The sequence below is a fragment of the Streptomyces sp. NPDC052079 genome, from assembly GCF_040680275.1.
In the GTDB taxonomy this organism is placed as follows: domain Bacteria; phylum Actinomycetota; class Actinomycetes; order Streptomycetales; family Streptomycetaceae; genus Streptomyces.
In genome coordinates this window covers 138,585-165,209 of sequence record NZ_JBFAWL010000006.1, presented here as the reverse complement: position 1 = coordinate 165,209, position 26,625 = coordinate 138,585, and the positions used below count along the sequence as shown (strand labels likewise).

General features: G+C 71.1%; 27 protein-coding genes and 1 pseudogene. 6 read left to right on the top strand and 22 right to left on the bottom strand.

Features of this window, described 5'->3' with window-relative positions; translation table 11 throughout:
* Window positions 1-95: 95 nt before the first annotated feature.
* The 4 genes from AB0L56_RS13135 to AB0L56_RS13120 form a co-directional block, all read right to left on the bottom strand.
* The gene (locus tag AB0L56_RS13135) at window positions 96-1,514 is read right to left on the bottom strand and encodes a sugar porter family MFS transporter (RefSeq protein WP_361024656.1); all 1,419 of its coding nucleotides are present in this window, start codon (window positions 1,512-1,514) and stop codon (window positions 96-98) included.
* A 194-nt stretch (window positions 1,515-1,708) separates the two neighbouring features.
* Window positions 1,709-5,575 (bottom strand): AAA family ATPase, encoded by a 3,867-nt coding sequence (locus AB0L56_RS13130; protein WP_365422390.1) that lies wholly within the window; start codon window positions 5,573-5,575, stop codon window positions 1,709-1,711.
* A gap of 287 nt (window positions 5,576-5,862) precedes the next feature.
* The gene (locus AB0L56_RS13125; RefSeq protein ID WP_030824772.1) at window positions 5,863-6,066 is read right to left on the bottom strand and encodes a hypothetical protein; all 204 of its coding nucleotides are present in this window, start codon (window positions 6,064-6,066) and stop codon (window positions 5,863-5,865) included.
* Between the two features lie 377 nt (window positions 6,067-6,443).
* Complete coding sequence (locus AB0L56_RS13120; protein ID WP_365422386.1) at window positions 6,444-6,725, bottom strand: acylphosphatase; 282 nt, start codon at window positions 6,723-6,725, stop codon at window positions 6,444-6,446.
* Between the two features lie 177 nt (window positions 6,726-6,902).
* On the opposite strand from AB0L56_RS13120, the gene AB0L56_RS13115 reads away from it, so the two are divergent.
* Window positions 6,903-8,171 carry a CAP domain-containing protein gene (locus AB0L56_RS13115; RefSeq protein WP_365422383.1) on the top strand — a complete coding sequence of 423 codons (1,269 nt, stop codon included), beginning with the start codon at window positions 6,903-6,905 and terminating at the stop codon, window positions 8,169-8,171.
* 365 nt (window positions 8,172-8,536) lie between these two features.
* Here AB0L56_RS13115 and mutM read toward each other — a convergent pair whose 3' ends face one another.
* The 12 genes from mutM to AB0L56_RS13055 all read right to left on the bottom strand — a co-directional run bounded on the left by mutM (window position 8,537) and on the right by AB0L56_RS13055 (window position 18,394).
* Complete coding sequence (gene mutM / locus AB0L56_RS13110; protein ID WP_365422380.1) at window positions 8,537-9,397, bottom strand: bifunctional DNA-formamidopyrimidine glycosylase/DNA-(apurinic or apyrimidinic site) lyase; 861 nt, start codon at window positions 9,395-9,397, stop codon at window positions 8,537-8,539.
* A gap of 105 nt (window positions 9,398-9,502) precedes the next feature.
* Window positions 9,503-10,321, bottom strand: coding sequence for a ribonuclease III (gene rnc, locus AB0L56_RS13105; RefSeq protein ID WP_361024672.1), 819 nt, complete (start codon window positions 10,319-10,321; stop codon window positions 9,503-9,505).
* 19 nt (window positions 10,322-10,340) lie between these two features.
* Complete coding sequence (gene rpmF / locus AB0L56_RS13100) at window positions 10,341-10,514, bottom strand: 50S ribosomal protein L32 (RefSeq protein ID WP_003951102.1); 174 nt, start codon at window positions 10,512-10,514, stop codon at window positions 10,341-10,343.
* 2 nt (window positions 10,515-10,516) lie between these two features.
* Window positions 10,517-11,161 (bottom strand): DUF177 domain-containing protein, encoded by a 645-nt coding sequence (locus tag AB0L56_RS13095; protein WP_361024675.1) that lies wholly within the window; start codon window positions 11,159-11,161, stop codon window positions 10,517-10,519.
* Between the two features lie 149 nt (window positions 11,162-11,310).
* Complete coding sequence (locus AB0L56_RS13090) at window positions 11,311-12,387, bottom strand: ATP synthase F0 subunit B (RefSeq protein WP_365422377.1); 1,077 nt, start codon at window positions 12,385-12,387, stop codon at window positions 11,311-11,313.
* Window positions 12,388-12,496: 109 nt separating this feature from the next.
* Entirely contained in the window at window positions 12,497-12,976 is a 480-nt protein-coding gene (coaD, locus tag AB0L56_RS13085) for a pantetheine-phosphate adenylyltransferase (protein ID WP_361025019.1), read from the bottom strand.
* A gap of 26 nt (window positions 12,977-13,002) precedes the next feature.
* Complete coding sequence (rsmD, locus tag AB0L56_RS13080; RefSeq protein WP_365422375.1) at window positions 13,003-13,590, bottom strand: 16S rRNA (guanine(966)-N(2))-methyltransferase RsmD; 588 nt, start codon at window positions 13,588-13,590, stop codon at window positions 13,003-13,005.
* Between the two features lie 49 nt (window positions 13,591-13,639).
* Complete coding sequence (recG, locus tag AB0L56_RS13075; protein ID WP_365422372.1) at window positions 13,640-15,847, bottom strand: ATP-dependent DNA helicase RecG; 2,208 nt, start codon at window positions 15,845-15,847, stop codon at window positions 13,640-13,642.
* A gap of 61 nt (window positions 15,848-15,908) precedes the next feature.
* Window positions 15,909-16,160, bottom strand: a complete 252-nt coding sequence (locus AB0L56_RS13070; RefSeq protein WP_365422369.1) for a hypothetical protein — start codon at window positions 16,158-16,160, stop codon at window positions 15,909-15,911.
* 70 nt (window positions 16,161-16,230) lie between these two features.
* Complete coding sequence (locus AB0L56_RS13065; RefSeq protein WP_365422366.1) at window positions 16,231-16,482, bottom strand: hypothetical protein; 252 nt, start codon at window positions 16,480-16,482, stop codon at window positions 16,231-16,233.
* A gap of 27 nt (window positions 16,483-16,509) precedes the next feature.
* Window positions 16,510-16,662, bottom strand: a complete 153-nt coding sequence (locus tag AB0L56_RS13060; RefSeq protein WP_365422363.1) for a hypothetical protein — start codon at window positions 16,660-16,662, stop codon at window positions 16,510-16,512.
* 40 nt (window positions 16,663-16,702) lie between these two features.
* A complete protein-coding gene (locus AB0L56_RS13055) occupies window positions 16,703-18,394 on the bottom strand; it encodes a DAK2 domain-containing protein (RefSeq protein ID WP_365422360.1) in 1,692 nt (563 codons plus the stop codon).
* A 269-nt stretch (window positions 18,395-18,663) separates the two neighbouring features.
* Between AB0L56_RS13055 and rpmB the strand changes: the two genes are divergently transcribed.
* Window positions 18,664-18,849, top strand: coding sequence for a 50S ribosomal protein L28 (gene rpmB / locus AB0L56_RS13050; RefSeq protein ID WP_003993230.1), 186 nt, complete (start codon window positions 18,664-18,666; stop codon window positions 18,847-18,849).
* Between the two features lie 253 nt (window positions 18,850-19,102).
* Here the strand turns inward: rpmB and thiD are convergent, their stop codons facing one another.
* Together thiD and AB0L56_RS13040 are read right to left on the bottom strand one after the other, a co-directional pair.
* Window positions 19,103-19,900, bottom strand: coding sequence for a bifunctional hydroxymethylpyrimidine kinase/phosphomethylpyrimidine kinase (gene thiD / locus AB0L56_RS13045; RefSeq protein WP_365422357.1), 798 nt, complete (start codon window positions 19,898-19,900; stop codon window positions 19,103-19,105).
* Window positions 19,897-20,862, bottom strand: coding sequence for a thiamine-phosphate kinase (locus AB0L56_RS13040; RefSeq protein WP_361024699.1), 966 nt, complete (start codon window positions 20,860-20,862; stop codon window positions 19,897-19,899). Before AB0L56_RS13040 ends, thiD begins: the two co-directional genes overlap by 4 nt.
* 206 nt (window positions 20,863-21,068) lie before the next feature.
* On the opposite strand from AB0L56_RS13040, the gene AB0L56_RS13035 reads away from it, so the two are divergent.
* A complete protein-coding gene (locus AB0L56_RS13035) occupies window positions 21,069-21,302 on the top strand; it encodes an Lrp/AsnC ligand binding domain-containing protein (RefSeq protein WP_361024702.1) in 234 nt (77 codons plus the stop codon).
* 27 nt (window positions 21,303-21,329) lie between these two features.
* Window positions 21,330-21,501, top strand: a pseudogene (locus tag AB0L56_RS13030) (DUF3515 domain-containing protein); the annotation flags it as partial.
* Between the two features lie 153 nt (window positions 21,502-21,654).
* On the opposite strand, the gene AB0L56_RS13025 reads toward AB0L56_RS13030, so the two are convergent.
* From AB0L56_RS13025 to AB0L56_RS13015, 3 genes are all read right to left on the bottom strand, one after another.
* Window positions 21,655-22,812 (bottom strand): D-alanine--D-alanine ligase family protein, encoded by a 1,158-nt coding sequence (locus tag AB0L56_RS13025; RefSeq protein ID WP_365422353.1) that lies wholly within the window; start codon window positions 22,810-22,812, stop codon window positions 21,655-21,657.
* A gap of 82 nt (window positions 22,813-22,894) precedes the next feature.
* A complete protein-coding gene (locus AB0L56_RS13020) occupies window positions 22,895-23,905 on the bottom strand; it encodes an NAD(P)H-dependent glycerol-3-phosphate dehydrogenase (RefSeq protein ID WP_365422350.1) in 1,011 nt (336 codons plus the stop codon).
* On the bottom strand, window positions 23,902-24,705 hold the full coding sequence (locus tag AB0L56_RS13015) for a lysophospholipid acyltransferase family protein (RefSeq protein ID WP_361024710.1): 804 nt from the start codon (window positions 24,703-24,705) through the stop codon (window positions 23,902-23,904). Before AB0L56_RS13015 ends, AB0L56_RS13020 begins: the two co-directional genes overlap by 4 nt.
* Window positions 24,706-24,924: 219 nt before the next feature.
* Here AB0L56_RS13015 and cofC point away from each other — a divergent pair, with 219 nt between their 5' ends.
* Together cofC and AB0L56_RS13005 are read left to right on the top strand one after the other, a co-directional pair.
* Window positions 24,925-25,563 (top strand): 2-phospho-L-lactate guanylyltransferase, encoded by a 639-nt coding sequence (cofC, locus tag AB0L56_RS13010; RefSeq protein ID WP_365422346.1) that lies wholly within the window; start codon window positions 24,925-24,927, stop codon window positions 25,561-25,563.
* Between the two features lie 9 nt (window positions 25,564-25,572).
* Entirely contained in the window at window positions 25,573-25,776 is a 204-nt protein-coding gene (locus AB0L56_RS13005; RefSeq protein ID WP_361024716.1) for a hypothetical protein, read from the top strand.
* A gap of 99 nt (window positions 25,777-25,875) precedes the next feature.
* On the opposite strand, the gene AB0L56_RS13000 is transcribed toward AB0L56_RS13005, so the two are convergent.
* Window positions 25,876-26,493 carry an HU family DNA-binding protein gene (locus AB0L56_RS13000; protein WP_361024718.1) on the bottom strand — a complete coding sequence of 206 codons (618 nt, stop codon included), beginning with the start codon at window positions 26,491-26,493 and terminating at the stop codon, window positions 25,876-25,878.
* Window positions 26,494-26,625 lie beyond the last annotated feature (132 nt).

Genomic DNA, 26,625 nt, shown 5'->3' with positions numbered 1-26,625 from the left:
CGGACGGACCGGGCCGGGGCGGCGGGTGGGGGGGGTTGCGGGGAGAGGGACAGCGGGGACTTGAGCCCTTCTCCCCGGTCTTGGCGGACCGCTGGTCAGCCCATCTCCTCCAGCGACTTGCCCTTCGTCTCCTTCACGAACTTGAGGACGAACGGGATGGAGAGCGCTGCGAAGACCGTGTAGATCACGTAGGTGAGCGACAGGTTCCAGTCGGCCAGCGAGGGGAAGCTCGCGGTGATGGCCCAGTTGGCGATCCACTGTGCGGCTGCGGCGACACCGAGGGCGGCGGCGCGGATCCGGTTGGGGAACATCTCGCCGAGCATGACCCAGACGACGACACCCCACGACAGGGCGAAGAAGAGGACGAAGAGGTGCGCGGCGATCAGGGCGACCCAGCCCTCGGTGGCGGGCAGCCGGCCGTCCACGAGGTCCGACGAGAAGGCCCAGGCCTCCAGCGCGAGGCCGATCACCATGCCGACGGAGCCGATGATCGCGAGCGGCCGGCGGCCGATGCGGTCGACGAAGATCATCGCGATGACGGTGCCGACGATATTGATGATCGACGTGGTGAAGGAGTAGAAGAAGGAGTCCGACGGGTCGACGCCGACCGACTGCCACAGCGTCGCCGAGTAGTAGAACGCGACGTTGATGCCGACGAACTGCTGGAACACCGACAGGCCGATGCCGATCCAGACGATCGGCTTGAAGAAGAAGCTGCCGCCGAGCAGGTCCTTGAAGCTGGCCTTCTCCTCGCTGTGCATCGCCGACTCGATCTCGGTGACGCGGGCGTCCAGATCGATCCCCTTGCCCTCGACCTCTTCGAGGATCTGCCGGGCGCGCTCGTGCTTGCCGACGGAGATCAGGTAGCGGGGGGACTCGGGGATGGCGAAGGAGAGCAGGCCGTAGAGGACGGCCGGGACGACCATGACGCCGAGCATGAGCTGCCAGGCCTCCAGGCCCAGGAGCTCACCGCGCTGGTCGCCCTCGGCGGCGTTGAGGATGCCCCAGTTGACCAGCTGCGACACGGCGATGCCGATGACGATCGCGGCCTGCTGGAAGGAGCCGAGGCGGCCGCGGTAGGCGGGCGGGGCGACCTCGGCGATGTAGGCCGGGCCGATGACGGAGGCCATGCCGATGGCGAAGCCGCCGACGACCCGCCAGAAGGCGAGGTCGTACAGCGAGAAGGGCAGCGCGGAGCCGACGGCACTGACGATGAACAGGACCGCGGCGATCTGCATGCACCGGATGCGGCCGATGCGGTCGGCTATGCGGCCGGCGGTCGCGGCGCCGATGGCGCAGCCGATCAGGGCGACGGCGATGACCTGGGCGAGCGCGGCGGAGCCGATGTCGTAGCGACCGCGGATGGCCTCGACGGCACCGTTGATCACGGAGCTGTCATAGCCGAAGAGGAAGCCGCCCATGGCGGCGGCCGCCGCGATGAAGATGACGTGCCCGAGATGTTCGGGTTGAGCCGTCCCGGCTCCTGATGTCTGTGCCTGCGTGGTGCTGGTCACGTGTACTCCTCGGGCCACCGGCAGCGTCGCCGGATGGGGGGTCAGCCCTTCGAGGTCCAGCTGACGGTACCTGAAGGTAAAAACAACATTGCAGAGACTATGTCTTCAACTTTTGAAGTCAATAGGCCCGGGTCTATGAGTTCGGAGACACGGCGAGGTACAGATCGTTCAGGACTTGAAGGTTTTGTGCCGTTCTAGCGCAGGCGCTGGCTGATGACCTTGGAGACGCCGTCACCCTGCATGGACACGCCGTAGAGCGCGTCGGCGACCTCCATGGTGCGCTTCTGGTGCGTGATCACGATCAGCTGCGAGGCCTCCTGCAGCTCCTGCATGATCCGGATCAGCCGCTGGAGGTTGGTGTCGTCGAGGGCGGCCTCAACCTCGTCCATGACGTAGAACGGGCTGGGCCGCGCCTTGAAGATCGACACGAGCAGCGCCACGGCGGTCAGGGACCGCTCACCGCCCGAGAGCAGCGACAGCCGCTTGACCTTCTTGCCGGGCGGACGCGCCTCGACGTCCACGCCCGTGGTGAGCATGTTGTCGGGATCGGTCAGCACCAGCCGGCCCTCGCCGCCGGGGAAGAGGCGCGAGAAGACGCCCTCGAACTCGCGGGCGGTGTCCCGGTAGGCCTCGGTGAAGACCTGCTCGACGCGCTCGTCGACCTCCTTGACGACCTGGAGCAGGTCCGCGCGGGTCTTCTTCAGGTCCTCGAGCTGCTCGCTGAGGAACTGGTGGCGTTCCTCCAACGCCGCGAACTCCTCCAGGGCGAGCGGGTTCACCTTGCCGAGCTGCTGGTAGGCGCGTTCGGCGGCCTTCAGGCGCTTCTCCTGCTCGGCCCGCACGAAGGGACGGGGCCTGTTGCGCGGGTGCTCCGGGTCCTCCGGAAGCTGTTCGCCCTCGGCGGGGGGCGAGGGCGGCACCGGCTGGTGCGGGCCGTACTCCGCCACCAGCCCCGCCGGCTCGACACCCAGTTCCTCCAGCGCCTTGGTCTCCAGCTGCTCCACCCGCAGCCGCTTCTCGGCGCCGAGTACCTCGCCGCGGTGAACCGAATCCGTCAACTTGTCGAGTTCCGCCTTGAGATCGCGCCCCTCTGAGCGGGCACGGGCGAGGTCCTGCTCGCGGCGGGCCTTGGCGGCGTCGGCGGCGGTGCGCTCCTCGGCGGCGCGGGCAAGGGATACCTCGACGTGTGCGAGCAGTTGGCGGGCGCCTTCGGCGACCGCTCCGGCGACGGCGGCCTCGTGGCGCAGCCGGGCCCGGCGCTGCTCCGCACGCGCCCGTGCCTCACGCTCCGCGCGGGCGGCACGGTCCAGGGAATCGGCCCGTCCGGCCAGGCCCTTGACCCGTTCCTCGTGCGTACGGGCCTGGAGGCGGGCCTCCATCTCGGTCTGGCGCGCGTTGGCGCCGTCTGCGGCGAGCCGGTCGCGTACGGAGGTGTCGGGCTCCTCCTCGAACGGCATCTCCTCGGCGACCTCGAGCCGTTCGGCGAGTTCCTCGACGTCGGCGAGCGCCTTGTCCAGGGCCTCCTGCGCCCGTGCCGCCGCGGCACCGGCCCGCTCCGCCTCCCCGGCGGCACCGCGCGCCTGTCCGGCGAGCCGGCCGAGCTGCTGGGCGACGGCGGACTTCTCCCGGTCGGCGGCCCGGCGGCGTTCCCCGAGCTCCTCGACGAGGGCCGCGCACTCCCGGCGGCGGCCGGACGCGGCTTCCTGCGCCCCGGCGAACTCCTCGCACCGCACGGCCAGCTCCTCCAGCTCGGCGGCGGCCTCGTCCACGGACGCCTGCACCTCCAGCAGGCTGGGGGCGCCTGCGGAGCCGCCGTGCGCGAAGTGGGCGCCGAGGAGGTCGCCTTCGGCGGTGACGGCGGTGAGGTCGGGGTGGGCGTGGACGAGTTCCTCGGCGTCCTCCAGGGTGCCGACGACCACGATGCGGTGCAGCAGCCGTCGTACGGCCGGCATGAGATCGGCTGGGCCGCTGACGAGGCGCTCGGCGGGGAGGGGGGTTGCGGGTGCGGGGGCGTTGTGGTCGAGTGCGCCGTTCCCCGCGCCCCTGGAGGGGGTTGCCCCCGCGGCGTCGGATGCGGCGAGGTCCCCCTCGGGGACGGGGGTTGCGGAAGGAGTGGCGGGTGCGGAGGCGTCGTGGCTGGGCGCGCCGTTCCCCGCGCCCCTGGAGGGGGTTGCCCCCGCGGCGTCGGATGCGGCGACGTCTCCCTCGGGGACGGGGGTTGCGGAAGGAGTGGCGGGTGCGGAGGCGTCGTGGCTGGGCGCGCCGTTCCCCGCGCCCCTAGGGGGCGTCGCGGTGGGCCCGTCGGACTGGTCGGCGGCGGGGTGCTCCGGGGCGGCGGCCGGGGTGTCTGTCAGGAGGAGGGCTGCTCGGCCTGCGTCCTGTTTACGGAGGAGGCGGATGGCGTCGGCCGCCGCGGTCGGGGAGGTGACGGCGAGGGCGTCCGCTGCCGCGCCGAGGGCTGCCGCGAGCGGTACCTCGTAGCCGGGCGTCACCGTGAGCAGTTCCGCTGCCGGGCCCAGCAGTCCGGTGAGGCTGTCCTTCGCGTCCAGCAGGGCGCCGGTGCCGTCCTTGCGACGCAGGCCGAGGGCGAGTGCCTCGTGACGGGCCTGTGTCGCGGCGCGCTTGCGTTCCGCCGCGGTGAGCGCCTCGCGGGCGGCGGCGAGGGTGGCTTCCGCCTCCGCGAGCTGCCGCTTGGCCTCCTCGTGCCGTTCCGCGAGTTCGGCGTCGTCCGCGTCGAGGCCGTCGACCTCGGCCTGGAGCGCCTCGTACTCCTCCTGGGCGGCGGCGGCCCGTTCCCGGGCCTCGTCCCGGGCGACGGACAGCCGCTCGATCTCGGCCTGGGCCGCGGCGGCGCGGGACCGGGCGGCGCCCACCTGCCCCTTGAGCCGGGCGAGTCCCTCGCGCCGGTCGGCGATGGCCCGTGCGGCGTCCTTCAGGCGCCGTTCCTCCTGGGCGAGTTCGCGTTCCAGCTCCGCGCGGTGGGCGACCGTGTCCTCCAGGGCGCGCTCGGCCGCTTCCAGGGCGGCCTCCAGCTCGGCCTCCTGTTCACGGATGCGGGCGGCCTCGCGCTCCATGTCCTCGGGGTCCCGGCCCCGCCGTTCCTCGGGGGGCGCGGAGGTGGCGCTCTTCACGCGGGCGTCGGCCAGCGAGATGGTGCCGCGCACCCGCTCGGCGAGCTGGGAGAGCTCGTACCAGGTCTGCTGGGCGTTCTGGAGACGCGGGGTGAGCCGGCGGACCTCGTCCTCCAGCTGGGCCTCGCGTTGGAGCGCCTTCTTCAACTCCAGCTCGGCGGCTTCCTTGCGTTCCTTCAGTGCGGCTTCGTCGGCGATCTCGGCCTTGAGCGCCTCGCGCAGCCGTACCAGGTCGTCGGCGAGGAGGCGCAGCCGCGCGTCACGGAGGTCGGCTTGGATGACGGCGGCCCTGCGGGCGACGGCCGCCTGCCGGCCGAGCGGCTTGAGCTGACGGCGGAGCTCGTCGGTGAGGTCCTGCACGCGCGCGAGGTTGGCCTGCATCGCGTCCAGCTTCCGCAGCGCCTTCTCCTTGCGCTTGCGGTGCTTGAGAACACCGGCCGCCTCCTCGATGAAGGCGCGGCGGCCCGTGGGATCGGCGTGCAGTACGGAGTCGAGCTGGCCCTGGCCGACGATGACGTGCATCTCGCGGCCGATGCCGGAGTCGGAGAGCAGTTCCTGGATGTCCAGGAGACGGCAGGTGTCGCCGTTGATCTGGTATTCGCTGCCGCCGTTGCGGAACATGATCCGCGTGATGGTGACCTCGGCGTACTCAATGGGGAGGGCGCCGTCGGAGTTGTCGATGGTCAGCGACACCTCCGCACGGCCCAGCGGGGGCCGGCCGGTGGTGCCGGCGAAGATGACGTCCTCCATCTTGCCGCCGCGCAGCGACTTGGCGCCTTGCTCGCCCATGACCCAGCTGAGCGCGTCCACGACATTGGACTTGCCCGAGCCGTTCGGACCGACGACGCACGTGATTCCCGGCTCGAACCGGAGCGTGGTCGCGGAGGCGAACGACTTGAAGCCGCGGAGGGTCAGGGCCTTGAGGTGCACGCCGCCGGACTCTACCCGCCGGGTCTGTCTCACTCCATGAACGCGCGGTTTCGCGGGTGAACGCGAAGGGCACACCAGATGTTGAAGACGGTGAAAGGATGCGCGGTACAACAAGCGCTGAGCGCCGTGCGCGGGGGCACGGGGTCGCGGAAATTCGGTTCGCGGGGCAGAGGACGCGGAGGGGAAAGAAAGAAGGGACGCCGTGGCGTCCCTTGCCATTCTGACTGCTTGGCGGTGGTGACGGGCGGGCCCAACCACTGCTGTGCTTTTGTGGAGCGGTGCAGTGATCAGGTGAGCGCAGGCTCCGCCTGGTGTGCGTCAACGCTCTCCATGATCCTGTCGTGAGAAGCGGCAGCCGCCAGCGCGTCCTTCTCGGCCTGGATCCTGACGAGCTCGGATTCCAGGTCCTGGACACGCTGCTGGAGCCGTCGCATCTCGGCGAGGAGTCGAGGGTCGGAGCCGCCGACGTAACCGAGAAGCGCCTTTGCCATGATGGATGGTCCTCCACACTGAGTGACCGACCGATGCGGTGTGGGTCGTGAGGGATTCGCACCCGCGGTGCTTGGCAGGCCTGGAGTTGTGCTGCCGTTCAGCCATGCCAAACAGCTAAGGTGCGCGGGGCTTTCAGCGTCTCACCAAAAAGTTTGAGGGTCAACACGATCACGCCCCGTATTGGCGGACAACCGGGTGCACACGGCCAGGAAGCGGCGGCGTAGCGACTCTCACGGGTCCTCGGGACGTGGCGATCATCTTGGCGGCCGACGCGTCCCATGGCAAGCCGTTCGCCGCAATCACCAGGTCGTTTTCGTCGGCGGGGGTCCGCGGCGCGGACCGGACGGGCCTCGCGGAGGCGCTCCGGCGGGCCGGATCAGCGGATGGCGAAGCCGTCGTAGCCGCCTCTCGGTGTGTCCCAGATCTCGGTGACGCCCTCCAGGCGCCCGGGCGTGTCGCCGGACCGGAGCCACTCGAGCAGCCGCTCGCAGCGGTCGCGGGGGCCCTCGGCCACCACCTGGACCCTGCCGTCGCCCAGATTGAGCGCAAAACCACTCAGGCCGCCGATCTCCAGGGCCTTGGCGCGGGTGTACCAGCGGAAACCCACACCTTGGACATGTCCCCGCACCCAGGCGACCAGTCGCACATCATCGCTCATGGCTGAAACCTAACCGGACAAAGTCCACACTGGGCACTCCGGCCCCTGGCGCCATGCGGTACCGTCCCCACCCATGAATCTCATATGAAACTCACTCGTTCGTGTGAGTTTTGTGATCATCGAGTTTCGTGCTGGTCGCGACGACGAGTCGACCGCAAGGACGAGGAAGGCCACAACATGGGACGCCACCGACGCTCCGCCGCCGGCCGCGCCGCCACGGACCGCGCCACCGGGGTCGCTCACCACGACGGCCCCCACGACGGGGGTCCGGACCTTCTGGGCGACTGGGTGGACGGCCCGCCCACGATGGGCACGGCGCCGTATCTGAACCCGGAGGCCTACGCCGAGACGTACGCGAGGAGCGAGGCGTACCTCTACGCGACGGACGACGGCGGCGCGTACTCCGCCGCCCAGGACTTCACCCGGTGCGGCTTCCCCGGCACCAGCTTCTCGACGGGTCAGGACCTGCCCGGCCCCGCCTTCGCCGGTGACGGCTTCCCGGCCGACGGCTTCACCGTCCGCGACGGTTTCGCGTCCTCCGACGGCCTCCCCTCCCCCGGCGGCTCCTCCGCCGGCGAGATCGGCCGGCCCGCGAGCGGGCACCGGCGGCGCAAGAAGAAGGCCGCGACACCGGTCAAAACCGGCCTGCTCGGCGTCTCGGCCGCGGTGGCCATCGGCACGGTCGCGGTGGCCACGGGCGCGGTGCCCGGCCTGGAGAACTACAAGCTCGGTGGCGGCAGCAGCCCCGGCGAGGAGGTGCAGGCCGGCGGCACGGTGACCAGCCTGCCCACCCAGCAGGGCGGCACGTCCGGCAGCGTGGAGTCCCCCGGCCGGGACGCGGGCACCCCCGTCGGCCGCGGATCCGACCGCTCCGAGGCGGCCGAGCCATCCACGTCCCCCTCCCCCTCCGCCTCCGCGCCGACGAAGACCCCGGAGGAGAAGGAGAAGGGCGAGCCGCAGGAGAAGAAGCCCGCGGCGCCCCCGGAGAAGACGGAGGAGAAGGCGCCGTCCCGCAAGGCGACGCCCGAGCCGGGGAAGAAGACCAACAACCCCGCACCCAGTTCCGCGGAGGCCGTCGCCGGGGCGGAGGTGCTCCGGCTGGTCAACGAGGAGCGCGCCAAGGTGGGCTGCAGCCCGGTCACCGCGAGCAGTGTGCTGACCGCTCTGGCCACGGCGTTCAGCGACGACATGGCCAAGCGGGACTTCTTCGACCACACGGACCCCGACGGCGACACCCCGTGGGACAGGGCCCAGGCGGCCGGCATCAGCAGCCTCGGCGGCGAGAACATAGCCCGGGGGCAGGCCGACGCCGAGGCCGTGATGCAGGCCTGGATGGACAGCCCCGGCCACAAGGCGAACATCCTGAACTGCGACTTCAAGACGCTGGGCGTGGGCGTGCACATGGGCCCGGGCGGCCCTTGGTGGACCCAGAACTTCGGCTACTGAGATAACCGCAGGTCAGAGACCTAATCCCGCTCCTGGGCCGTCTCGGGGCCGTCTTCCGTGGGTTCGTCGTCCTGGAACACGCGGTCCACGGCGGCCCGGGTCCGGGTCTCACTGGACGGCATCAAGTGATCGTGCGGAACGGCGACGTTGTCCACGGCGCTAGCTGAGCCCTGAACCAGCCTGTCACGCCGGGGCGACTGGCGGGGCCGTCTCTGGGCCGTCCGAGGGTGCTCAACGACAACCAACGCTGACATCCGCCGACAGCTAAGTCGCAGGTCGCAGCGTTGATCGTTCACACGGCCACAGGTCAGAACCCCGGCCCTTCACTTCTTCGGCTACTAGTAACCGCAGGTCAAAGTAGTCCGCTACGACGAGACGCGCGGCGGGCGCTGGCACCTCGGGCAGAAGTAGCTGGAGCGGTTCATCCACGCCCGTCGGCGCATCGGCGTACCGCAGCGGCGGCAGGGCAGGCCCTCACGGCCGTACGCGTCCAGGGAGCGGTCGAAGTAGCCGGACTCGCCGTTGACGTTGACGTAGAGGCTGTCGAAGCTGGTGCCGCCGACCGACAGCGCGGCGTTCATGACGTCCCGGACGTGGCCCAGCAGGAGCAGGGTGCGCGGGCGGGTGAAGCCGGCCGTGGGGCGTTCGTAGTGGATGCGGGCGCGCCACAGCGCCTCGTCGGCGTAGATGTTGCCGACGCCGCTGATCAGTGACTGGTCGAGCAGGGCCCGCTTGATGGTGGTCCGCCTGCGGCGCAGGGCCTGGTGGAACGCCTCCTCGTCGAAGAGCGGGTCGAGGGGGTCCCGGGCGATGTGCGCGATGACGTCGGGCAGGCCGTCGGGGGTGGTGTCGTGCAGCGACAGTCCCCCGAAGGTGCGCTGGTCGACGAACCGGAGTTCGGTCTCCAGGGCGTCGGTGAAGCGGACGCGGATGCGCAGGTGCTTCTCGTCCGGCGCCGTGTGCGGCTGGACCAGCAACTGGCCGCTCATGCCGAGGTGGGCCAGCACGGACTGGCCGGTGTCCTCCAGCGGCAGCCAGAGGTACTTACCGCGGCGGCTGGGCACTCCGACACGGTGGCCCTTGAGCCGGTGCGTGAAGTCGTCCGCGCCGGTGAGATGGCGGCGTACCGCGCGCGGATGCAGTACCTCGGCGTCGGCGACGGTCCGGTGGGCGACCCACCGCTCGAGTCCCCGCCGTACGACCTCGACCTCGGGCAGCTCGGGCATGGTCTCCCTCCAGAAACCGGTGTGGCGGAGCGCCACCGCCGGACGGCCCCGAACGCCGAGCGCCCGACCCCGACCCGGGGGCGGGCGCTCGGATCGCGCTGTTCGTCAGGCGGAGGCCGACGGGGCGTCGGCGCTCTTGCCGGAGGCTTCGGCTTCGGCGGCCTGGACGACCTCCTCGGCCTCCGCCGCCGCCTTGGCGCGCTCGTCCGCAGCGGCCCGGATGGACCGCCAGGCGGACTCGGCGGCCTGCTGCTCCGCCTCCTTCTTGCTGCGGCCGGTGCCGGTGCCGTACGAGACGCCTCCGACGCGGGCGGCAGCAGTGAAGGTCTTCTCGTGATCCGGTCCGGTCTCCGTGACCAGGTACTCGGGGACACCGAGGCCTTCGGTCGCGGTGAGCTCCTGGAGACTGGTCTTCCAGTCCAGGCCGGCACCGAGGTTCGACGACTTCTCGATCAGGGGGTCGAACAGGCGGTGCACCAGCTCCGCCGCCGATTCCAGGCCCTGGTCGAGATAGACGGCGCCGATCACCGCTTCGAGGGTGTCGGCGAGGATGGACGCCTTGTCCCGGCCCCCCGTGCCCTCTTCACCGCGGCCGAGCCGGATGAAGGAGCCCAGTTCGAGCCCGCGGCCCACTTCCGCCAGCGCACGCGAGTTGACCACCGCGGCCCGCAGCTTGGCCAGCTGGCCTTCGGGCAGGTCGGGGTGGGTGCGGTACAGCGTGTCCGTGACGACGAGGCCGAGCACGGAGTCCCCGAGGAACTCCAGCCGCTCGTTCGTCGGCAGACCGCCGTTCTCGTATGCGTAGGAACGGTGGGTCAGCGCACGCACCAGAAGGGCGGACTCGACGTGGTAGCCGAGCCGCCCTTCCAGAAGCGTGTGGGACGAGGCCTGGTTGTCCGCAGAGTTTTTCTTCGGCGTGGACACAGTGCCTCTCACCAGCCGCTCAGACCTCGAGGACCTGGCGCTTGTTGTAAGTGCCGCAAGACGGGCACGCGATGTGCTGCTGCTTGGGCTCGTGGCAGCGCTCGCACGCAACCAGGGTGGGGACCGCAGCCTTCCACTGCGACCGGCGGTGGCGCGTGTTGCTGCGCGACATCTTCCGCTTCGGAACAGCCACGGCTACTTCTCCTGCTTCTCGTCGACGCCCGGTTCGGCGCCGCTCATCTCGTCCTTCTCGCCGTCCGACATGGTGTCGGCGAGTCCCTGCAAAGCCGCCCAACGGATGTCGACGGCATCGTGGTGGTGGTCCGGGTCGTCAGCGAGCCGTACTCCGCACTCGGAGCACAGACCCGGGCAGTCTTCCTGGCACACCGGCTGCATCGGCAGTGCGAGCACCACCGCATCACGCAGCACCGGCTCGAGGTCGAACAGGCCGTCCTCGAGAAAGAGCCGGTCCTCGTCGTCCTCGGCGTCGTCGCCCGGTTCCGCGATCACACGGCCCCGGTCGTCGGCGTCAGGGTACGAGAACAGCTCCTGGAAATCCGCTTCGAGCTGCTGCTCCAGCGGCTCCAGACACCTTACGCACTCCCCCTCGGCCTTGGCACGGACGGTGCCTGTGACGAGCACACCTTCCATGACCGACTCGAGCCGGAGTTCGAACTCCACCGGGGCGCCTTCCGGCACTCCGATGACCCCTGCGATCCCGAAATCCGCCGGAGCGTCGACCGTACGGGACAGACGCTGCAGCGCACCGGGCCGCCGCCCCAGCTCGTGCGTGTCGAACACGAGGGGGTTCCGGTGGTCGAGGCGGGCGTTCAGGGTCATTCCTGCTTTCGGTCTTCGAGCTCAGGGGTACCGCTGCCGTGCGGGGTTCCCGGGCAGCAAAGATCGCGGGCGTATACGGAGACAACGCAGGCGCACACGCGACCGAAGAGCCAGGATACTGGACCATTCGCTTTCGGCCCAATCCGCCTCTACAGACCCCGCTCGCGCTCGTACGCCCGCAACTGCTCGGGCGTGATCATGCTGGTGTCGAAGAGACTGGTCTCGTCCAGAGCGTAGCCCTGCTGGGCCTGGTGCGCCTGCTGGGCCTGGTGCGCCTGGTTCGGGTCGTACGCCTGCTGCTGGGCGTCGTAGCCCTGGTACGCGGCGTAGGGGTCGGACTGCTGCTGATAACCGTACTGGTCCTGCCCGCCGCCGTACTGCTGCTGATAGCCGGCGTAGGCGTCGGGCTGCTGCTGATAGCCGTACGCGGGTTCCGGCTGGGCGTACGGCTGCTGCGGCTGTTCGGGCTGCTGCGGCTGCGGGGACTGCTGGGGCGGGGCGCCCCGGTCGGTGACCGACGCGAGGTCGGCGAGGTAGTCGGCGTCGCTGGAGTGCTGGACGGTCGAGAGGTCGTCGGCGAGGGCGCCGAGGTCGTCGGAGGCGATCCGGCCGTGCAGCTTCTGCCGGCCCCGGCCGACCGCCTCCAGGGTCTTGGCGAGCACCGCCTCGAAGGCGCCCAGCTTGACGTCGACGTACTCGTCGGCGGTGCGGCGCAGGGTCTCCGGGTCGTGGCTGCGCTCGGGGGCGTCCTCGTCCTCGTAGCCCTGCTCGTCGAGGCCCGGGCCGGTGCCCAGCAGCTTCTCGCGGCCGCGGCCGACGGAGCCGAGGGTCTTGGTGAGGACGACCTCGAAGTTGGCGAGCTTGGAGTCGACGTAGTCGTCGGCCTCCGCGCGGATCTCCTCGGCCTCCTTGCGGGCGTCGGCGAGGATCCGGTCGGCCTCGGACTGGGAGCGGCGGGCGATCTCGGTGTCGGAGATCAGGGAGCCGCGCTGGGCGTGGGCGCTCTCGATGATCCGCTCGGCCTCCTGGCGGGCCTGCTCGACCATCTGCTCCCGGTCGCCGATCAACTCCTGGGCCTGGGCGAGGGAGTCGGGCAGCGCCGCGCGCACCTCCTCCAGCAAGGAGAGCAGTTCGGCGCGGTTGACCACACACGAGGCCGACATGGGCATCGACCGGGCGCCGGAAACCGCGGCGACGATCTCGTCGAGCTTCTTCTGCACGTCCACCTGTGCTCGCCACTCTCTACAGCTGTGTTGGAGACGGACGGGACGACTGTACGGCCCTGGGGCGCCCGGTGGACACCAGACGCCCGTACGACAGCGGCCGCGGGCGGGGTCAGTCCTTGCGCAGGCGGTCGGAGAGGGCGGTCAGGACCTCCGGCGGCACCAGGTGGGAGACGTCGCCGCCCCAGGCCGCGACCTCCTTGACGAGCGAGGAGGACAGGAAACTGTAGGTGGGGTTGGTGGGGACGAAGAGGGTCTCCACGCCGGAGAGGCCGTTGTTCATCTGGGCCATCTGCAGTTCGTAGTCGAAGTCGCTGACCGCGCGCAGCCCCTTGACGATGGCGGGGATGTCGCGCTGCTTGCAGAAGTCGACGAGGAGGCCGTGGAAGGCCTCGACCCGGACGTTGCCGTACTCGGCGGTGACCCGGCGGATCAGGTCGATCCGCTCCTCGATCTCGAACAGCCCCTTCTTGGACTGATTGATCATCACCGCGACGTAGACCTCGTCGTACAGCCGGGAGGCCCGGCCGATGATGTCGAGGTGTCCATTGGTGATCGGGTCGAACGACCCGGGGCATACGGCGCGGCGCACTGGCGATCCCTCGCTCTCCGGTCCGGTCATCGTGCGTCTTCGCACGTAGAGGCGGCGCGACCGTACCAAAACGTTCCCTCGCCGTAGCGACGGGCCCGGATCGCCTCGAAGCCGGGCGGCCAGGCGAATTCCCCGCCTCTGGTGCTGCGCTCCACGGTGACGAGGGCGTCTTCCGTGAGCCAGCCTTCCGAGCGGAGTGTGAGCAGAATCTCGCGAAGATCGTCGTCCCGGACGGCGTAGGGCGGGTCCAGGAAGACGATGTCGTACGGCTCCTGCGGGGGCGCCGTGCGGATGATCTGTTCCGCTTTGCCGGATCTGACCTCGGCGCCGGGGAGTTGAAGCGACTTCACGTTCTCCCGGACCGTGCGGGCGGCCCGGGCGTCGGCCTCGACGAGCAGGACATGTCCGGCGCCCCGGGAGAGGGCCTCCAGGCCGACGGCGCCGGAACCGGCGTACAGATCGAGGACGCGTTCGCCGTCCAGCGGGCCGCCGAGCAGCGACTGCCAGGTGGAGAAGAGGCCTTCGCGCGCCCGGTCGGAGGTGGGGCGGGTCCCCTGCCCGGGCGGAACGGCCAGGCGGCGTCCGCCGGCCGCGCCGGCGATCACGCGAGTCATGTCCTCGGTCCTTGTCGGTGGGTGCGGGTCGGTGGCCGTTCCCAGTCTGTCAGCCCTTCTCCAGGTACTGCTCCCGCTCCTCGTCCAGCAGTGCGTCCAGGGCGGTGCGCAGGGCGGGCAGGTCCGTCAGGTCCGGGTCTGCGGCGACGATCCTGGTGGCCTCCTCCCGGGCCTCGGCGATGATCTCCTCGTCGTCGATGACGGCGAGCATGCGCAGGCTGGAGCGGGTGCCGGACTGGGCCTGGCCCAGTACGTCGCCCTCGCGGCGCTGCTCCAGGTCGATGCGGGAGAGCTCGAAGCCGTCGAGGGTGGAGGCGACGGCGTTGAGCCGCTGCCGGGCCGCGCTCGCCTCGGGCATCTCGGTGACCAGCAGACACAGTCCGGGGGCAGAGCCCCGGCCGACGCGGCCGCGCAGCTGGTGGAGCTGGGAGACGCCGAAGCGGTCGGCGTCCATGATCACCATCGCGGTGGCGTTCGGGACGTTGACGCCGACCTCGATCACGGTCGTGGCGACCAGGACGTCGACCTCGCCGGCGGCGAAGCGGCGCATGACGGCGTCCTTGTCGTCGGGCTGCATGCGCCCGTGCAGAACCTCGACCCGGAGCCCTCGCAGCGGCCCTTCGGCGAGTTGGCCGGCGATGTCGAGGACGGCGAGCGGGGGCCGCTTCTCGGCCTCGTCCTCGGGGGACTTCTTCTTCGCGGCGCCCTTGGGGGCGTCCTCCTCGTCGCCGATGCGCGGGCAGACGACGTACGCCTGGTGGCCGCTCGCCACCTCCTCGCGGACCCGCTCCCAGGCGCGGGCGAGGAAGTGCGGCTTGTCGGCGGCCGGTACGACATGGCTGGCAATGGGCGAGCGGCCGGCCGGGAGCTGGTCGAGGACGGAGGTCTCCAGGTCGCCGAAGACCGTCATCGCGACCGTGCGCGGGATGGGGGTGGCGGTCATGACGAGCAGGTGCGGGGGCTGTTTGCCCTTGCCGCGCAGGGCGTCGCGCTGCTCCACGCCGAAACGGTGCTGTTCGTCGACCACGACCAGGCCCAGGTCGTGGAACTGCACCTTGTCCTCGATCAGCGCATGAGTGCCGATGACGATGCCGGCCTCGCCGGTGGCCAGGTCGAGCAGGGCCTGTCGGCGGGCCGCCGCGCCCATGGAGCCGGTGAGCAGCACCACCTTGGTGGCGTCGTCCGCTCCCACGAGCATTCCGCCCTCGGCCAGCTCCCCCATCATCTCGGTGACCGACCGGTGGTGCTGCTGGGCGAGCACCTCGGTCGGGGCGAGCATCGCCGCCTGCCCGCCCGCGTCGACGACGGCGAGCATGGCGCGCAGGGCGACGAGGGTCTTTCCGCTGCCGACCTCGCCCTGGAGCAGGCGGTGCATGGGGTGTTCGGTGGCGAGGTCGGCGAAGATCTCCTCGGAGACCTTCCGCTGGCCCTCGGTGAGGGTGAAGGGGAGGCGGGCGTCGAAGGCGGTGAGGAGGCCGTCGGGCTGCGGACGGCGGGCGACGGCGGGCAGTTGGGCGTCGGTGTGCCGGCGGCGGGCGAGGGCGGTCTGGAGGACGAAGGCCTCGTCCCACTTCAGGCGCGCGCGGGCGTCCTCGATGTCGGCCTTGGTGTGCGGGCGGTGGATCTTCAGCAGGGCCTCGGGGAGCGGGACGAGGCCGCGGCCGGCGCGCAGGGAGTCCGGGAGCGGGTCCAGTGCCTCCTGGGCGCTGGGCAGGACCGTCTGCAGCGCCTTGCCGATCTTCCAGGACTCCATCTTGGCGGTGGCCGGGTAGATCGGGATGAGGGCTCCGGCCCAGGTCTCGACGGTCTCCTCGGTGTCTCCACGCAGCAACTCGTAGGCGGGATGCGCGAGTTGCAGACGGCGGTTGAAGACGGAGACCTTGCCGGCGAACATCGCCCGGGTGCCGGGCAGCAGTTCCTTGTGCGGTTTGTGGACACCGGCGCCGAAGAAGACCAGTTGCAGCCTGCCGCTGCCGTCCGTGATGGTCACCTCCAGGCGCTGGCCCTTGCCGCGCGGGGCCTTGGCGGAGGCGAAGGTGTGCAGACGGGCGTCGGCGACCTGGGCGACCACCGTGACGTGCTCGTCCATGGGCAGGTCGGCGAGGTGGGTGAGGCGGCCGCGTTCCTCGTAGCGGCGCGGGTAGTGGTGGAGGAGGTCGCCGACGGTCTGCAGGCCGAGATGCTCGGCCATCACCTTCGCGGTGGCGGGGCCGAGCACCTTCTTCAGTGGTTCTTCCAGTGCGGGCACGACATCCATTGGACACCACAGCACTGACATCCCGGGGACCACCGACACGGACGCGCCCGGCCGGCGGGGATCATTCCACGCCGATGAGCAGGACGGCACCCTGTCCGCCGCCGTGGTAGATCACCGTATCGACGGCGAGACAGCCCTCACGGAGGCGCTTCTCCAGGTGGGCGGCGAGGTGGGTGAGGCGGCCGCGTTCCTCGTAGCGGCGCGGGTAGTGGTGGAGGAGGTCGCCGACGGTCTGCAGGCCGAGATGCTCGGCCATCACCTTCGCGGTGGCGGGGCCGAGCACCTTCTTCAGTGGTTCTTCCAGTGCGGGCACGACATCCATTGGACACCACAGCACTGACATCCCGGGGACCACCGACACGGACGCGCCCGGCCGGCGGGGATCATTCCACGCCGATGAGCAGGACGGCACCCTGTCCACCGCCCTGGTAGATCACCGTATCGACGGCGAGACAGCCCTCACGGAGGCGCTTCTCCAGGTGGGCGGCGAGGTGGGTGAGGCGGCCGCGTTCCTCGTAGCGGCGCGGGTAGTGGTGGAGGAGGTCGCCGACGGTCTGCAGGCCGAGATGCTCGGCCATCACCTTCGCGGTGGCGGGGCCGAGCACCTTCTTCAGTGGTTCTTCCAGTGCGGGCACAACACGGACGCGCCCGGCCGGCGAGGGTCATTCGACGCCGATGAGCAGGACGGCGCCCTGTCCTCCGCCGTGATAGACCACCGTATCGACGGCGAGACAGCCCTCGCGGACGCGGTTCTCCAGGTGGGCGGCGAGGCGTCCGCGTTCCTCGTAGCGGCGCGGGCACCACCGCACTGACATCCCGGGGATCACCGACACGGACGCGCCCGGTCGGCGGGGATCATTCGACGCCGATGAGCAGGACGGCGCCCTGTCCACCGCCCTGGTAGATCACCGTATCGACGGCGAGATAGCCCTCACGGACCCGGTTCTCCAGGTGGGCGGCGACGGAGGCCGGGGCGCCGTCGCCGAGGACCAGGGTGACCAGTTCGCCGCCGGCCGCGAGCATGCGGTCGAGGACGGCCTCGGCGGTGGCCGTGACGTCCTGGCCGATCACGGCGACATCGCCGTCGACCAGGCCGAGGATGTCTCCGGCCTGGCAGATGCCCGCCATCGTCCAGGACTGGCGTTCGGCGACGGTGACCTCTGCGTAGCGGGTCGCGCCCGCCGCCGATGTCATCGACACCACGTCCTCGTCGAAGCGGCGCCCCGGCTCGTGCACGGCGAGCGCGGCGATGCCCTGGATCGCCGAGCGGGTCGGGATGAGGGCCACCCTGATGCCGTCGGCCCGGACCTGCTCGGCCGCCGCCGCGGCGGTGTGGCGCAGGTCGGCGTCGTTCGGCAGCAGCACCACCTCGCGCGCGTGCGCACGCCGTACGGCCTCGACGAGCTCACCGCTGGCAGGCGGCTCCCCGGGGCGGGCGAGCACGGTGGTCGCGCCCGCCTCCGTGTACAGCCCCGCCAGGCCCTCGCCCGGCACCACGGCCACGACGGCCCGCTCGGCGCGTTCCTCCTGGGCCCGCCCGGCCGCCGCTGTCGCGTGGGCGTCGCCGGCGCCGAAGTGGGTGATCCGGATCCGGTACGGCCGGCCGGCCTCGACGCCCGCCTCGACGGCCGCGCCGGCGTCGTCGACATGCACATGGACGTTCCACAGCCCGTCGCCGCCGACCACGACGAGCGAGTCGCCCAGTGCGTCGAGCCGTTTCCTCAGCCGTGCCACGGCCGCGTCCTCGGCCTCCAGCAGGTAGATCACTTCGAAGGCGGGCCCCCCGGGTCCCGGTGCCGGCGCTGCATCCGCGCACCCGGGCGCCGCCCAGGATGTGCCGTCGCGGGCCTCTCCGCGTCGGTGCGGGTCGCGCGGCGGCTCCCCGGTGAACGTCGCCACCAGGGCCGCGAGCACCGCCACCAGCCCTCTGCCGCCGGCGTCCACCACGCCCGCGCGCCGGAGGACGGGCAGCTGGTCCGGTGTCTCGGCGAGCGCCGCGCGGGCGCCGTCGTGGGCCGCGCGGGCCACCGCCGCGCAGTCGCCGTCCGGCGCGCCGGCGGCGTCCGCTGCGTCCGCGGCGGCGGAGGCGACGGTGAGGACCGTGCCCTCGACGGGGTGTGCCACCGCCTGGCGCGCGGAGTCCGCCGCCCGGCGCAGGGCGAGCCGCAGCCCTTGGCCGTCGGCGTGGTCCGGGGCCTCGTCGCCGGCCAGCACCTGGGCCATGCCGCGCAGCAGCTGCGCGAGGATCGTCCCGGAGTTACCGCGGGCGCCGATCAGCGCTCCGTGGGCCATCGCCCGCAGCGCGTCGGCCAGGGTCGGCCCGGGTCCGCGGTTCCCGCCTGCCTCGTGGCCCTCGAACACCGCCTCCACCGCCGCGGCCGCCGACTCGACGGTCAGATAGAGGTTCGTGCCGGTGTCGCCGTCCGCCACGGGATAGACGTTGATCGCGTCGATCTCCTCCCGGGCCCGTCCCAGCGCGTCGAGCGCGAGACCGCACCAGGCGCGCACCGCGAGAGCATCGAAGAATGTCTGCGGCACCTGCGCCACCTGCGCCTCCCTGAGCTGCCGGCCGTGGCACGCAGCGTAGACCGTGGGGCCCTGCCGACCGGAAGAGGGCCGCGGGCGGGCCCCTGAGCTGCCGTGGTAGTTTCGTTGTACGGGTGCAGCCGTTGTATGCTGCTCCGGTTGCCCGATCCGATCGGGCCTCTCCCCTGGCAACGCCACTCAGATTCCAACAGGGCTCCCTGGAGCCCGGGATCTTGATCCCGGCCTGCCGGGATCAACCGTAAGTGCATCTGAAGTCTTTGGAGTGACCCGTGGCTGCCAACTGCGACGTCTGCGGCAAGGGGCCGGGCTTCGGCAACAACATCTCGCACTCGCACCGCCGTACGTCCCGTCGCTGGAACCCGAACATCCAGCGTGTGCGTACCGTGGTCGGCGGGACGCCGAAGCGCGTGAACGCCTGCACCTCGTGCATCAAGGCCGGTAAGGTCTCGCGCTGACGCTTTCGCTGAGCGCGCGGCCACTGCCGGTTTCGCCGCAACGGCCGGTCCACCTTGGGGTGGGCCGGCTTTTTGCTGTGTCGCGGTGCGCGTCGGTGGGGGCCGGGGGTGGGTTGCGCAGCCCGGCGCTTACGGGGTGCCGTCGCGCCCACCCTCCCCCACTCTCGGCTTCGCTCGAGCGGGGGGACCCCCATCGCCCTGGGGGTACCTCCCAGGCCCTTAAGGCACTGGGGGAGGCACGACTGCCCGCGGATCACGGGAGGTTCCAGGCGTGGTTGACTGGGCCTATGCCTGTGCCCAGGGGGAAGCCGGTGGAGATGGCTCCGGTGACGTAGGTCTTGGCCGCCTTCACCGCTTCCGGGACCGGGTGGCCCTTCGCCAGGTGTGAGGCGATCGCCGACGCCAGTGTGCAGCCCGTGCCGTGGGTGTGGCGGTTGTCGTGCCTGGGGGCGCGCAGCCAGTGTTCCTCGGACCCGTCGGTGAGCAGGTCCACCGCGTCACCGGACAGATGGCCGCCCTTGATCACCACCCAGCGCGGCCCGAACTCCAGCATCGCCTCGGCCGCCCGGCGCAGATCGCGCTCCGAGCCAACCCGGACGCCGGTGAGTTGCCTCACCTCGTCCAGGTTCGGTGTGGCCACCGTGGCCACGGGCAGCAGCCTGGTCCGTACGGAGTCCAGCGCGGAGGCGGCCAGCAGCGGGTCCCCGTGCTTGGAGACGCCCACCGGGTCGACGACCGTCGGCGCGTCCGTACCGGCGATCAACTCGGCCACCGTCTCGACGAGTTCGGCCGAGGACAGCATGCCGGTCTTGACCGCCCGCACCCCGATGTCGTCGACCACGCTGCGGTACTGGGCCCGCACAGCCTCCACCGGCAGCTCCCAGGCCCCCTGCACGCCCAGCGAGTTCTGCGCGGTCACCGCGGTGAGCACGCTCATGCCGTGCACGCCGAGCGCCAGCATCGTCTTCAGGTCGGCCTGGATGCCGGCGCCGCCGCCCGAGTCGGAGCCGGCCACGGTGAGGACCCCGGGCGGGGCGGTGCGGCCGCTCATGACTCGATGTCCCCGAAGTGGTCCCAGCCGCCCTGGCTGGTCCAGGGCGCCCCGTCGACCGTCACCTGGGGCAGCGCCGAGGGGTTGAGTACTTCGCCGATCACCTTCCAGCGGGCCGGCAGCTTCACGTCCGGCGGGAAGGTCGCCACGATCGCGTGGTCCTCTCCCCCGGTCAGCACCCACTGCATGGGGTCGACGCCGACGGCCTGGCCGATGTCGTTCATCTGCGACGGGATGTCGATGGCCGCTGAGCGGATGTCGATGCGCACCTTGCTGGCCTCGGCGATGTGCCCCAGGTCGGCGATCAGTCCGTCGCTCACGTCACACATCGCCGTGGCGCCGAGCCCGGCGGCGGCGGGTCCCGCGTGGTACGGCGGTTCGGGGCGCCGGTGCGCCTCGACGAAGGCGCGCGGCGAGCGGAACCCGCGGGAGAGCACCGCGTGTCCGGCCGCGGACCAGCCCAGCCAGCCGGTCACCGCGACGAGGTCGCCCGGCTGCGCTCCGGCGCGGGTGACGGGCTCCTGGTTGCGCAGATCACCGAGCGCGGTGATCGACACCATGATCTGGTCGCCGCGTACGACATCGCCGCCGACGACCGCGGCGCCGGCCACCTGACACTCGTCCCGCAAGCCGTCCATCAGCTCGCTCGGCCAGGTCACCGGCAGTTCCGCCGGGACGACGAGGCCGAGCAGCAACGCGGTCGGCACGGCGCCCATGGCGGCGATGTCGGCCAGGTTCTGCGCGGCGGCCTTGCGGCCGACGTCGTAGGCCGTGGACCAGTCGCGCCGGAAGTGCCGGCCCTCCACCAGGATGTCGGTGCTGGCCACGACCCGGCGATCGGGCGCGGAGACCACCGCGGCGTCGTCGCCGGGGCCGACCCGAACCGCCGGAGTGGTGGTGAGACGGGAGGTGAGCTCCCTGATGAGCCCGAACTCACCGAGCTCACCAACAGTGCCCTTCATTGCCCTTTCGCCCCTTCTCTCCCTGTGCATGCCCGGTCCCAAGCCGTCCGAGTCCTCGCTACGGTCGATATGACCGTCAACTTCTCTCGTGTCTGTACCCCGGCGCGCAAGGCCCGGTTCCCGCAGGTCTCCCCGCGATGTGCGGCAACGCGATACCGTGGCGTTCCTTTTCCCCACATGATCCTCGTGGCCGCCCTGGAGGTTCCGTGGTACAGGCGTACATCCTGATCCAGACGGAGGTCGGCAAAGCGTCGACCGTCGCCGACCTGGTCGGCAAGATCCCTGGAGTCATCCAGGCCGAGGACGTGACCGGACCGTACGACGTGATCGTGCGCGCCCAGGCCGACACCGTGGACGACCTGGGTCGCATGGTGGTGGCCAAGGTCCAGCAGGTGGACGGCATCACCCGCACCCTGACCTGCCCGGTCGTCCATCTGTAGCCCCCCGTCCCCGTCTCCCCCGCGCCGGTGAGGTCCTTCCCCCACCGGCGCCCGTGCTCCGCGCTCGCGGTGCTGATCGCCGCAGGCTGTTCCTCAGCAGACGACAGCGCGTCCGCGGCGGTTCCGGCCCGGACGCGAAGGTCACCGAGCTGTGCCGGAACCCGGACAAGCTCCTGCCGAAGTGAACGGTGAACGTCGCGAACGGTCCCGCAGCCGCGTCCAACCGGCCGCGGGCCGGGGCGGCGTGGCGATCATACTGCGGTGCGGGTCCGGCACCTTCCGGAAGACCGCCGCGCGCGAAGGCGACCCCCGAGGGGATCGCCTTCGCGGTGTGTGGGGGAGGTGGCGCGGCTCAGCGCAGCCCGGTCGACCGGCGCAGCGCCGCCTGCACCAGCCGGTCCACCAGCTCGGGGTAGCCGACCCCGGTGGCCTGCCACATCTGCGGATACATCGAGATGGGGGTGAAGCCGGGCATGGTGTTGATCTCGTTGATCACGAACTCGCCGTCCTCGGTGAGGAAGAAGTCCGCGCGCACGAGCCCTTCGCAGGACGCCGCGTCGAACGCCTCGACCGCGAGCCGGCGCACCTCGGCCGTCTCCTCGTCGGTCAGCGGGGCCGGCACGATGCCGGGGGTGGAGTCGATGTACTTGGCCTCGAAGTCGTAGTACGCGTGCGTGTCGGGGGGCGGGATCTCCGCGGGCAGCGACGCGCGCGGGCCGTCCTCGAACTCCAGCACCCCGCACTCGATCTCGCGGCCGCGCAGCGCCGCCTCCACGAGGAACTTCGGGTCGTGGCGCCGGGCCTCGGCGATCGCCTCGTCCAGGCCGGAGAGGTCGTCGACCTTGGTGATGCCGATCGACGAGCCCGCCCGCGCGGGCTTCACGAACAGCGGCCAGCCGTGCTCGCCCGCGAAGTCGACGATCTTCTTGCGGGCGGCGGACTCGTCACGCTCCCACTCGCGCGGCCGGATCACCAGGTACGGGCCGACCTTGAGCCCGAAGGAGGTGAACACCCGCTTCATGTACTCCTTGTCCTGGCCGACGGCCGAGGCGAGCACACCGGAGCCGACATAGGGGACGCCGGAGAGCTCCAGGAGGCCCTGGAGGGTGCCGTCCTCGCCGTAGGGGCCGTGCAGCACCGGAAAGACGACGTCGACCTCGCCGAGGGCCTTGGGCACCGAACCCGGCTCGCTGTAGACGACTTCGCGGTCGCCGGGGTCGACGGGGAGCACCACACCGCCCTCCGTCGACTCGGCGAGCTCGTCGACGCTGGGCGTACGGCGGTCGCTGATCGCCATGCGTTCCGGCGCGTCGGCGGTCAGCGCCCAGCGGCCGTCCTGCGTGATGCCGATCGGCAGGACGTCGTACGTGCTCCGGTCGATGGCCTTGAGGACGGCGCCGGCCGTGACCACGGAGATCCCGTGCTCGGAGCTGCGCCCGCCGAACACAACGGCCACACGCGGCTTACGGGACGGCTGCTCGGGGCTCTGGGGGAGGTTCTCGGTGCTCATATCGCGATGAGACTACCCGTTGACGAAGCCGGGAGTCAGCGCCCGCAACGCCGTGCGTGAGCCGAACGGAGGGGCCTGTCGCTCAGCGTCGTTCGGGCTTCGCGCTGCGCGACATCAGCTCCTTGAGGGCGACCACGGGGGGCTTGCCCTCGTGCACGATGCTGACGACCGTCTCGGTGAGCGGCATGTCGACGCCGTGCCTGCGGGCGAGGTCCAGCACCGATTCGCAGGACTTGACGCCCTCCGCGGTCTGCTTGGTGACCGCGATGGTCTCCTGCAGGGTCAGGCCCTTGCCGAGGTTGGTGCCGAAGGTGTGGTTGCGGGACAGCGGCGAGGAGCAGGTGGCCACCAGGTCGCCCAGGCCCGCGAGTCCGGAGAACGTCAGCGGGTCGGCGCCGAGCGCGACACCGAGCCGGGTGGTCTCGGCGAGGCCGCGGGTGATGAGCGAGCCCTTGGTGTTGTCGCCGAGCCCCATGCCGTCCGCGATGCCGACGGCCAGCCCGATCACGTTCTTCACGGCGCCGCCCAGCTCGCAGCCGATGACGTCGGTGTTGGTGTACGGGCGGAAGTACGGGGTGTGGCAGGCGGTCTGGAGCCGCCGGGCGACGTCTTCGTCGGTGCAGGCGACCACGGAGGCGGCCGGCATACGGGCGGCGATCTCCCGGGCCAGGTTGGGGCCGGTGACCACGGCGATCCGTTCGGGGCCGACCTTGGCGACGTCGTCGATCACCTCGCTCATCCGCATCGCGGAGCCGAGTTCGACGCCCTTCATCAGGGACACCAGGACCGTGCGGGGCGCGAGCAGGTCGGTCCACTCGGCGAGATTGCCGCGCAGCGTCTGCGAGGGGACGGCGAGGACGGTGAAGTCGGCGCCGCGGGCCGCTTCGGCGGCGTCGGCAGTGGCCCGCAGGTTCTTGGGGAGTTCGACGCCGGGCAGGTAGTCGGGGTTGGTGCGGGTCGAGTTGACGGCTTCGGCCAGTTCGGGGCGCCGTCCCCACAGCACGACGTCGCAGCCCGCGTCGGCGAGGACCATGCCGAAGGCCGTCCCCCACGATCCGGTGCCGAAGACGGCCGCCTTGACCGGCTTGCTCACGTGCCCAGCTCCTCTTCCCGTGCGGTGGGCCTGCCGCCCCGCGTCCGGTCCTGCCGCCGCTGCCTCTGCGTATGCGTCTTGTGGCGCTGCTCGACCCGCACCCGGCGCGGGTCGTAGGGCGTCTCGGGGGCCTTCTCGCCGCGGATCAGCTCGAGCTGGGCGGTGATGGCCGCCATGATGGCCTCGGTCGCCTCCTTGAGCAGTTCGGGGGTCATCTCCCGGTCGTAGAAGCGGTCGAGGTCCACCGGCGGCCCGGCCAGCACCCGGCTGGTCTTGCGCGGCAGCAGGCTGGGCTTCTTCGCATACGGCGGCAGCAGCTCGTTGGCACCCCACTGGGCCACCGGAATCACGGGGCACTTGGTCTGCAGCGCGACGCGGGCGGCACCGGTCTTGCCGGTCATGGGCCAGCCGTCCGGGTCGCGGGTGAGGGTGCCCTCGGGGTAGAAGGCGACGCATTCGCCGCGCTCCACGGCGTCGATCGCGGCACGGAAGGCACTGAGCGCGTCGGTGCTCTCGCGGTAGACGGGGATCTGCCCGGTGCCGCGCATCGCGGCGCCGATGAATCCCTTGTTGAAAAGGCCGCTCTTCGCCAGGAATCGCGGAACGCGTCCGGTGTTGTACTGAAAATGCCCATAGGCGAAGGGATCGATGTGTGAATTGTGGTTCACCACGGTGATAAATCCACCCTCGGCCGGAATGTTCTCCATTCCGCGCCAGTCCCGCTTGAGCAGAACCACCAGCGGCGGTTTGCAGAGAACCGCGGCGAAGCGGTACCAGAAGCCGATTCTGCGGCGCGGCACAAGTACACCTTCCTCTTCCGAATGACAGGCCCGGGCCCGGCCCCGGAGGCCAGGCGGGCCGCACAAGTGTCGCCCCGGGCCGCCGGTCTGTCGAGAACACCGTACGCCCGCCCGTCTCCCGCCACCGCCCTCGAAGGAGCTTCGCCCCCTCCACCCGGCTCCCGCGCCGCCCGGTGCTCCGGGGGACAATGGGCGCGACAAGAGAGGGACGCGACACTCGTGCAGTGGACCTTGGTGGTACCCCTGAAGCCGCTGGCCGAGGCCAAGAGCAGGCTGTCGGACACGGCCGGCGACGGCCTGCGGCCGGGTCTCGCGCTCGCATTCGCGCAGGACACGGTGGCCGCCGCGCTGGAATGCCCGGCGGTACGGGATGTGGTGGTCGTCACGAATGACGCCCTGGCCGCCCGTGAGCTGGCGGCGCTGGGCGCGGGAATCGTCCCCGACGAGCCGCGCGGCGGTCTCAACGCGGCGCTCGCGCATGCCGCGGCGGCGGTGGGCTCCGCGCGGCGCGCTGCTTGCGTGGCGGCCCTCAACGCGGATCTGCCGGCCCTGCGCCCGACGGAACTCGCCCGCGTTCTGGACACGGCGGCCGAATTCCCGCACGCATTCCTCGCCGATGCCGCCGCGGTCGGTACGACATTGCTGGCGGCGAGCCAGGGCCGGGAATTGCGTCCCTTCTTCGGACCCGCCTCCCGGCTCCGGCACCGGGCGTCCGGCGCGGTGGAACTCGGCCTGGACGCGGTGGATTCCGTACGGCAGGACGTGGACACCGGGGAGGACCTGCGGGCGGCGCTGGCGTTGGGGGTCGGCCCTCGCACTGCCGCGGTCGCCGCGCGGTTGCTGATATCGGAGCAGTAGGCTGCCCGCATGCAGGCCACCGCATACACCTACGACGCCGACAGCCGCAGCGGGCAGGTGCTCCTGGACGACGGCACCCCGGTGCCCTTCGACGCCCAGGCGTTCGACGCGGGGGGCCTGAGGCTGCTGCGTCCGGGACAGCGGGTGCGCATCGAGACCGAGGGCGAGGGCGAGGCCCGGAGGATCACGCTGGTGACGCTCCAGACGTTGTGACCGCCCTGGCCGCCGGCTCTTCGGACACACCGCGGGCCGGGCTCCTCGAGGAGTCCGGCCCGGCGTGAGAACCGCTTGCCCAAGGGGCTGGGGCGTCCGCTACTTCTTGCGGGCGGTCGTCTTCTTGGCGGTGGTCTTGCGCGCGGTCGACTTCTTGGCGGGGGCCTTCTTGGCCGTCGCCTTCTTCCCGGGGGCCTTCTTGGCGGTCGTCTTCTTCGCGGGGGTGGTCTTCGCCGCCGCGGTCTTGGCGGGCGCCTTCTTGGCCGTGGTCTTGGTGGTGGCCTTCTTCGCGGGGGCCTTCTTGGCGGTCGTCTTCTTCGCGGCGGCCTTCTTGCCCGTGGTCTTCTTCGCGGCGGCCTTCTTCACCGTCGCCGCGGCGCCGCCGGTCAGACTGCCCTTGGGCGCCTTCTTGACCGAGACCTCACCGCCACGCGGCAGCTTCTTCGAACCGCTCACAAGATCCTTGAAGCCCTGGCCCGCGCGGAAACGCGGAACGGAGGTCTTCTTGACGCGAACCCGCTCGCCCGTCTGGGGGTTACGGGCGTAGCGGGCCGGGCGGTCCACCTTCTCGAACGAACCGAAGCCGGTGACCGAGACCCGCTCACCCGCAACGACCGCGCGGACGATGGCGTCCAGTACGTGGTCGACGGCGTCGGCGGCCTGCTGGCGGCCGCCCACCTTGTCGGCAATCGCTTCTACGAGCTGCGCCTTGTTCACGTCTTCCCCTTCGGAGACATCGCCAGAACGAATGTGTTCAAGCTTTTTCGCACGTTAGGCAGATATATACCGCAAATCAAACACGAAACGGGCTAATCACCCTTGTGCCGCAACGAACTCGACTGCCTTGAC